The sequence below is a fragment of the Carnobacterium sp. 1290_CSPC genome (genome assembly GCF_001053265.1).
Classification (GTDB): Bacteria; Bacillota; Bacilli; order Lactobacillales; family Aerococcaceae; genus Aerococcus; species Aerococcus urinaeequi.
Map to the genome: position 1 here is coordinate 1 of NZ_JVVG01000010.1, position 8,322 is coordinate 8,322.

9 protein-coding genes are annotated in these 8,322 nt (G+C 37.3%); all 9 read left to right on the forward strand.

The features are described from left to right. The first annotated feature begins 238 nt into the window (after positions 1-238). A complete protein-coding gene (galU, locus tag AC973_RS00630) occupies positions 239-1,111 on the forward strand; it encodes a UTP--glucose-1-phosphate uridylyltransferase GalU (RefSeq protein ID WP_048725928.1) in 873 nt (290 codons plus the stop codon). A 340-nt stretch (positions 1,112-1,451) separates the two neighbouring features. Next, positions 1,452-1,976, forward strand: coding sequence for a transcriptional regulator (locus AC973_RS09565; RefSeq protein ID WP_048725930.1), 525 nt, complete (start codon positions 1,452-1,454; stop codon positions 1,974-1,976). Continuing rightward, the gene (locus tag AC973_RS09510) at positions 1,958-3,004 is read left to right on the forward strand and encodes a Mu transposase domain-containing protein (RefSeq protein ID WP_082148204.1); all 1,047 of its coding nucleotides are present in this window, start codon (positions 1,958-1,960) and stop codon (positions 3,002-3,004) included. The genes AC973_RS09565 and AC973_RS09510 overlap by 19 nt, the downstream gene beginning before the upstream one ends. Positions 3,005-3,007: 3 nt before the next feature. Continuing rightward, positions 3,008-3,739 carry an IS21-like element helper ATPase IstB gene (istB, locus tag AC973_RS00645; RefSeq protein ID WP_048725937.1) on the forward strand — a complete coding sequence of 244 codons (732 nt, stop codon included), beginning with the start codon at positions 3,008-3,010 and terminating at the stop codon, positions 3,737-3,739. A gap of 244 nt (positions 3,740-3,983) precedes the next feature. Next, a complete protein-coding gene (locus AC973_RS00650) occupies positions 3,984-4,832 on the forward strand; it encodes an NAD-dependent epimerase/dehydratase family protein (protein WP_048725939.1) in 849 nt (282 codons plus the stop codon). Positions 4,833-5,254: 422 nt separating this feature from the next. Beyond that, positions 5,255-5,467 (forward strand): hypothetical protein, encoded by a 213-nt coding sequence (locus AC973_RS00655; RefSeq protein WP_053083808.1) that lies wholly within the window; start codon positions 5,255-5,257, stop codon positions 5,465-5,467. 169 nt (positions 5,468-5,636) lie between these two features. Beyond that, a complete protein-coding gene (locus AC973_RS00660) occupies positions 5,637-6,041 on the forward strand; it encodes a hypothetical protein (RefSeq protein WP_192828971.1) in 405 nt (134 codons plus the stop codon). 658 nt (positions 6,042-6,699) lie between these two features. After that, positions 6,700-7,269, forward strand: a complete 570-nt coding sequence (locus AC973_RS00665; protein WP_192828972.1) for a hypothetical protein — start codon at positions 6,700-6,702, stop codon at positions 7,267-7,269. A 78-nt stretch (positions 7,270-7,347) separates the two neighbouring features. Further along, positions 7,348-7,929 carry a YdcF family protein gene (locus tag AC973_RS00670; protein ID WP_048725947.1) on the forward strand — a complete coding sequence of 194 codons (582 nt, stop codon included), beginning with the start codon at positions 7,348-7,350 and terminating at the stop codon, positions 7,927-7,929. The last annotated feature ends 393 nt before the right edge of the window (positions 7,930-8,322 follow it).

Consider the following 8,322-nt stretch of genomic DNA (forward strand, 5'->3'; position numbering starts at 1 on the left):
ATTTGAATATTATTGTCGAGAATTCCGCAAAGTTGTTTTATAATAGTTATATGGGACATGAATTTTCCTTCTTTCAGTATTCGTCGAGGTTTACTTGAAATAAGGATATCATGTCCTTTTTTTGCGTACACAAAAATAGTGCCGATGAGACTTAATTGAATCTCACCAACACTATTTATTATAGAACCTATTTTTGTGAAGTTCTTTTCTTATATATTAATCTATCAGGAGGATTAGAATGTCAAAAGTACGTAAAGCTGTGATACCGGCTGCTGGATTAGGAACACGCTTCTTACCAGCAACCAAAGCTATCGCCAAAGAAATGTTACCGATTGTTGATAAACCAACCATTCAATTCATTGTCGAAGAAGCGATTGCTTCAGGGATTGAAGATATTATCGTCATTACAGGTAAGAGTAAGAGACCGATTGAAGACCATTTTGATGCGAACTTTGAATTGGCATATAATTTACAACAGACGGGCAAGGATGAGTTATTAGCCTTAGTTGAAGATACAACTGGAATCCGTCTGCATTTCATCCGTCAGAAGCGTCCTTTAGGACTAGGGGATGCAGTCTATCAAGCGAAGTCATTCGTTGGTAATGAGCCTTTTGTTGTGATGTTAGGTGATGATATTATGGTTGATGAGGTGCCACTAACTAAACAACTTATCGAGAACTATAACAAAACTAAAGCATCAACCTTAGCCGTAATTCCAGTACCCCAGGATGAAACATCTCAATACGGAATTATTGATCCAGAAGCAGAAGTAGCGGAAGGAATCTATTCTGTTGATGCATTCGTTGAGAAACCAAAACCTGAAGACGCACCAAGTAATCTAGCGATTGTAGGACGCTACTTACTTAAACCAGAAATCTTTGATATCCTTGAGAAACAAGAAGCAGGACGAGGCGGAGAGATTCAATTAACAGATGCGATTGATACCTTAAACAAAACCCAAAGAGTCTTCGCTTATGAATTCAAGGGCAAACGCTATGATGTAAGGAATAAGTTAGGTATGTTAGAAGCTAATATCGAGTACGGATTGAAACACCCTGAGTTGAAGGATGGGTTGAAGAAGTACTTGAAGAAAGTTGTGGAGAGGTTTTAGAGGTATAACTTTATAGAGTTGTTGAGCCAGTGAGTGGGGAACTTGCTGGTTTATTTCTATTTTTAGATGCATACTGCGGATAGATAGCTCTACCCGTGAGTATAAAAGCATCACTGAGTGCGAAGGATAGTCCCGGTAGTGCATACCTTAATATTAATTTGATTAATTAGTATCAAGTGCACTGCAATTGCGTATCGGCGGGCTCCAAATGAATATCAAAATGAATATTTCAGTCGGTTTTGAGCCACCATTCCGCTGTAAGAGAGCCACCTTTTTTTATAAAATTTATCTGTAGATGTCATAATCTACAAAAATTTTATAGAAAGAGGTGGTTTTGTTTATGAGCAATTATAAACAAATACTTAGGTACGAAAATGCCGGCATATCACAGCGTGATATAGCCAAGTTACTAGCTGTATCACGAAATACAGTCTCGAAAGTAGTGAATGCCCGAAAGGCTATTCCGTTAGATTGGAATCAGGTCAGTCAGTTGAATGAAGCTGAATTAAAGGAAAAGTTATTTCCAGACGTTACTGATAATAAGTCAGAAATGTATGTTCCTTTGGATACGCACTATCTGATGGGAGAATTGCGTAAGTATGGTGTGACGCGTAAGTTACTTTGGGAAGAATATGTTAAAGAATGTCATTTAAGTGGTGATCGCATTCCTTATCAATATAGTCAGTTTTATGAGCATCTCAATCAAGGCATCAAACAATCTAAAGCAACGATGTATTTTGAGCACACTGCGGGCGAAAAGGTCGAGGTCGATTGGGCAGGCACCACTTATCACCTGGTTGATTCTGAAACGGGCGAGGTAACCAAAGTCTATTTTTTGTCGCTACCTTGTCTTATAGTCAACTGACCTACGTTGAAGCCACACTCAATATGAAGGAAGAACAATGGATTAATGCGCATGTAAATTTTTTTGAGTTTATCCAAGGGAGTCCTAAAATAGTCGTTTGCGATAACTTAAAAACAGCGGTGGTCAAGCATCCTAAACGCGGTGAAGTGGTGTTGAATGCGGCTTATCAAGAGATGGCAGACTATTATCGTACAGCGATACTACCGGCGAAACCACGAACACCTAAAGATAAAGCCTCCGTAGAAGGAGCTGTAGGTAAAATTACCACACAGATTATCGCCAAACTTCGTCATGAGATATTTCATGACTTATTTGATTTAAACGAACGAATTACAGGATTATTGTCTGAATATAATGAGAAACCGTTCCAAAAAAGAAAGGGATCCCGATTAGAAATTTTCTTAACAGAAGAAAAGACTTACCTGCAACCTTTGCCTAAGGATGCTTATGAGTACGGTGTATGGAAAACAGCTAGAATTCAATATAATTATCATATTTCAGTGGGTAAGATTTACTATTCGGTCCCCCATCAATATATCAAAAAAGACATGCGAGTTCGAAACACACAGAACCGCATTGAAATATTTCATCAACATACTCGTGTATGCACTCATCGTCGCCGTCACGGACAAGCCGGTCAATACGTTACGGTAGAAGAACACATGCCCATCAATCATCGTCAAGCGGGTGAGTGGAATCGGCATCGCTTTATCAAGTGGGCAACGATGATTGGCCCCCAAACAGCGGTAGTAATTGAACGTTTGCTTGATCATTATAAAATAGAACAACAGGCCTATAATAGCTGTCTGTCCATCCTTAAACTGACTGATAAATATACTGAGAAGCAATTAGAGGCTACGTGTGAACAAGCCCTCAGTATTATCCACACCCCAAAGTATCAAAATATTAAACGAATGATTGAAGTAAAAACGACATCAAAACAAGCGATAACAAACACTAACCCGGTAGATGATCAACAAGACCATGCTTTTCTGCGCGGATGGGAATATTATAAAGAGAGGGATTAGGCAATGAACGAGACTACTTATGAAAAAATGCTTCAATTACGCTTGAAAGGTATGGCTGAGGCATTCCAAGAACAAGATAAAGAAAAGGAATATACCCAATGGACATTTGAAGAACGCCTTGCACATCTCCTTGACCGTGAATTGGATGTTAAGGTTAATGAGAAGATTAAACGGCTGATTCAAAACGCTAACTTATCAGAGAATCAAGCCTATTTAGAGGGTATAAAGTACTATTCAGATCGTGATTTGGATAAAGATCTTATTAAAGAATTAGGAACGAATAAATACGTCACTGCCCCAAATAATGTTTTAATCGTTGGCCCAACAGGATCAGGGAAAAGCTATCTAGCCTGTGCTTTAGGATATGAAGCATGTTTGGCGAGCTACCGTACCCGTTATGTCCGTTTACCTGATTTACTCACTGAAATTGCATTATCAAAGGCGGAAGCAACCTTCCATAAACTACTCAAACGTTATGAACGTTTTGAGGTACTAATATTGGATGAATGGCTTCTTACGACCCTTAATACAAATCAAGCTGCCGAATTACTTGAAATCATTGAACGTCGTTATCGATACAAGGCAACGATTATCTGTTCACAGTTTTCAATAGAAGGATGGCATACCCGATTAGGAGGTGGAGCCATCGCAGATGCCATTTTAGATCGCTTGGTGAGTAAAGCAAAGGTTATTAGAATACAAGGTCATCGATCAATGAGAGATCGAGAAGCATAAAACACAATGGGGATTGGCGAATATTGAAGCCAATCCTTTTATATTTCATTGAATGAGTGTCCATTCACAATGTGGCTCTCAAGTTCCGGAACGGTGGCTCTCAACAAGCGGAATGGTGGCTCAAATCAAGACGGAATAATCAGTAAGTTATTTATATTGTGTATATCGTTCATAGGGCAGAGTTATTTTGTTATAATGGGGTAAGTCTTTGATAGTAAATATATTGGGGTTAGGTGAATTGATAATGAAGAAAGTTCTAATTACAGGAAGAAATAGTTATATAGGGAATAGGCTTGCTGCATGGTTAGCTCTCTGGCCAGAAAAGTATCAAGTTGATAAGGTATCCTTGCAAACTGATAAGTGGCAAGATATCGACTGGAGTGGTTATGATTCAATTATCCATGTGGCGGGAATAGCACATAATTCATCGAATAAGTCATTAGAAAACTTGTATTATTCAGTGAATCGTGATCTAACTGTGCAAGTGGCCAGCAAGGCTAAAAAAGAGGGTGTAAGGCATTTTGTTTATATGAGTAGTATGATTGTTTTTGGGACTGACCAAGCTGTTATTAGACAAGATACAGTGCCTAAGCCAGATAATTTCTATGGGGATAGTAAGTTGCAAGCTGAGCGCGAGTTAGAGCGATTAGAATCCGAAGATTTTCGAGTGGCCTATGTTCGTCCGCCAATGATTTATGGGTATGAATCGAAAGGGAATTATCCAAGACTTTCTAAGTTAGCTAAAGTTACACCACTTTTCCCTGATTATTATAATAGACGTAGTATGTTACATGTAGATAACTTATCAGAGTTTCTAAGATTGGTTATTGATAACCAGGACCGAGGTTATTACCATCCACAAAATACAGAATATGTCACAACAACGGATCTTGTTAAAGAAATTGCGAAGATATCCAATCATCGTATAGGCGTGACCAAGCTGTTTAATCCGTTGATTAAAAGTATGATGGGCATCAATGTTGTTAATAAAGTTTTTGGTGACTTGTATTACGAACAAGCAATGAGTGAGTATCACACAAATTATAATGTCAGAGGTTTTAGTGAGTCTGTGCGAGAGACGGAGTTGGGTTAGTAGAGTATTTTTTGAGGGAGAGTGGTATCATAAACCTCCTTTTTGTGTATTCACTTCTGAAGAAATTTTGTTATTTTATGGTTCTACGATTTATGATATCAGTAAGATTTACTCATCAACATCATAAATTGAATGGATACGTCGCTCTCAAAGAGCCATCTCATCGGACATTATTGAACCACTATTGTCAATATGGGGCCGCTGGTTCAATTCCGTCAAGTGGCTTTACTAATAAAATAGTATAAATGTTAAAGGAACACCTTTTGTAAGTGTTCCGTGTTAATTATCGTTATCATTGTACTACTGTTCAGAAATAGAAAATCTAAATAGTTAAGATAGATAAGGTTGAGCTTGGTCTCAGCCTTTTTTGCTTATAATAAGGTGATTATATAAATGAAAGTGATCAAATTGGATGGAATGACATGGATTACTCACAATTATTTATTGAAACGCTGGATAGAGCGCAGGAGCGCTTTTTAGATTCTTTAGATCAAGTGAGCATGGAAGATGCCGATGTCATGTCAGCACCATTAATCAAATCGATTACCTGGTTAATTTGGCATATTGGTAGTATGATTGATTTAGAAATTTCCGACTTAAAAGGAGAAGAATCATTAAGGATTTCGGATGGTTGACAAAAAAATTTAATTTACCTTTACCAGATGATACATTAGATTTTAAACATTCATTTGAGAAAGCAGAAAAGTAAAAGCTAATGATAAAGATTTATTTGGCAGACTAGATGGGGATTCCGAAAAGGTGGCAGCGAGAGACCGAATGCATTCAAAAATCTGCTTTGATCAATTGGCAACATCGCATGAAGCAGCCTTCATTCTCAATGACTTGCTTTTCATCTATCCAGATATTCAAGTATTGACACCAACAAGTGAAGTCGATTCAGACCGCTATATTGTGGTGGAGGCCTATCAACCAATGGCTATGATTGAAACAGAACTGGATGCGATTAAAGATTTTGTAGAGGATATGCAACATCGTTATGATTTAGAAGTTGTCTTTCTACCATTAAATATTGGAAAAGGTGGGACTGGCCAAGGTCGTTTCTTGAAGGAGCGAATTCCTGAAATGATTTTAATCGATTATTCAGTTAAAAGCTATTTACTAATGCAAGATGCGGTGCTTATTTTGGGTCAAACACAAATGGTGATTACTTCTCACTATCATGCCTTAGTCTTAGCCGCTGCTAAATAAGGTGTCAATTCTTTCAGTGATGAAGGATGAGGTGGGCGATAAAGGATATTACTACAATAAAGATGATGGTTTAATTCAACAAGTTTTTGATGGTTTAGATATCGATGAAACACGATTGTGAATAGAAATTTTTCGGATGCTTTTGAATTGGTGAAAGAAAATTTTATCTACTTAGTTCCCGAACAACAAAATTACTATACATCACAAGATTTCCAAGAAACATAATTGTATCGAATAAATTATGTATAGATTATATTAACCCCAAATTGACAAGTAACCCTGGATAAATACGAAAAATCCTACCTTTTTAGCCTTATATAAGTATATAATGAAAGGGGATACAAAGCTTATTTAGCAATAAAAATGGATTAAGAATCACAATGTGATATATAATTGCCAGCGAATTTGTATCTTTATATTCTAAACTGAGGGAGGATTTCTAAATAAAATATGTAATCTCGTTTTGCCGATGTTTGTGTGAATAACTTTTTTCAAATATCCGTTTTACACTCACGGTTATGAAGAGAATAAGCGCAAAAGTATGTTGTTGTTATTTTGTATTTTTAGTCAGTATATATTTTATGGGATGTTGTTTTAATATATGTTGAAATACAGAACATGATTGTGCATTTATTGATATGAAGATCAGTAACAGTCGGTGAGTGACATTTATTTTTATAAGGAAATTGTGGTGGGGAAAATGGATAAAGTAGCGATCATCGGTGCAACGAATCTGATAGGGCGTCAGGCGGTAGAACAATTTTCTACGGCGGGCTATGAAGTTCTCGCTGCACATTATGAAGATGTTGAAGTTCCAAACTTACCCGGTGTGGAAAATATTTTTATCCAACCAGGGGATACTGCAATTGTTGAGGATATCTTGGAGCAAGCGCGGATTGTGATATTACCGGTAATTACAGAAATCTGTGATATACCAAAACTTGTCAATTATGAAGAACGGTTGTTCAATATTATTGACATCTGTGAAGACTTACCAATAGATGAATTTTGCTATACTGTAGCGAGTGCTGAGCATCCAGATGAAATCGATTTTGAAATGAAGCAAGTACAAAAACGATTAAAAGCGTATATCGAGAACGCTGACTTAAATCAACAACCAATCGATATGTTTAAATTTGCAGATCAATTTACTGAATTGATCCAAAGGGATGTTGCTTCGCTTGCAAGGAAACACAATAATACGATTATATTTGATTTTGGAAAATGATACGTTACTTTTCATCCGGTAATTTCCATGTGGTAAGATAAGACAAAAGGAAAATGCTTATCAAAATGGGGAATGCAGATGAAAGGAAATAATCTTGTTCGACTTGCGGGTTTTTTTGCCGGCATGAGTATCGCTGTTGGGTTAGTTTGTGTGATTACCATCAGTAACCTCATTGTTGATGAGGAACCGAAAGTATCGGATATTATTGTTGTACCAGAAGGGGCTAGTGAGCGGGCTGGTGAAGCAGTTGATTTGCTTGAAGCAGGTTATTCACGGTCAGGAAAAATTATTGTAAGTCCACTAACCCAGTCAAATCTAGATTTTTATGTGGGAGCGGGTGCACCAAGTGATGCTTTAATTAACGAAGCAAATGCAACGTCCACCTATACCAACGCACGAAATACGTTGAAGATGATGCAAGAAATGGGTTATGATTCAGCCATTATTACCTCATCAGATTATCATATGTTACGGACAAAAATGATTTACGAACGACAAAATCGCCATTACGGGTTCGATTTAACATACGTCGCTACCTATCATGATATCGGCGGCGAGGAAGTGACTTGGTGGCAAGCCAATCGTCAAGCTGGATTTAAAGAAATCAAGAAATTTTGGGGCTACATGTTCTTCCTTTACCATTGGGTAGATGAAGACTGATAAGCCAGTCAAAAGTCATCCGGTTAGGGTGGCTTTTTTGATATTTTAAATGACCATAATGCAAAGCCACAGTACAATTTTTAAACGATTTTGCATAAGGTCTTGCGAATTTATTGTATGACCAATTCAAATGAGCTATACGACATGCCATATGATGACGTTGACTTCCTAGGTAACTGAAAAACTATTTATCTTTTCAGAGCAATGCCTAAGAAGGGTAAAAAACATTCTGGCAAATAAACTGACCTTAAATTACAATGCTGAGAAGCCTTTATCTATTTCACTCCCGCTATCTCATTTCGGTTATGTTTGTGATTATGCTAAAATATAGTCATGAACTACAACGCCATTAAAATGGCGTGTTTCTAGGAACACTCATGACTTGTTCCACTT